General features: G+C 72.9%; 1 pseudogene. It reads right to left on the reverse strand.

Going from position 1 to position 229, the window contains the following annotated elements:
- Positions 1-229: pseudogene (locus Q0L15_RS22460) on the reverse strand (FUSC family protein); the annotation flags it as partial.

Genomic DNA, 229 nt, shown 5'->3' on the forward strand with positions numbered 1-229 from the left:
TCACGTCCGGCGTCGGCGGTCGGGATGCGCGGCGGGAAGAGCAGGTTCGCCGCGATCCCGATCGCGGCGCCGACCAGGGTCTCCGCGATCCGCTGGCTCGCCGCGGCCCCGGCGCCGAGCGCACCGACGCCGAGCACCAGCATGCCGCTGATGGCGACCTCGATCAGGTTGTCGCGCAGCCGCAGCGCCTGCCCGATCGTGATCGACACGAAGATGAGAACGCCCAGGC

Origin of the sequence: Nocardioides sp., from assembly GCF_024509035.1 — a bacterium.
GTDB lineage: Bacteria > Actinomycetota > Actinomycetes > Propionibacteriales > Nocardioidaceae > Nocardioides.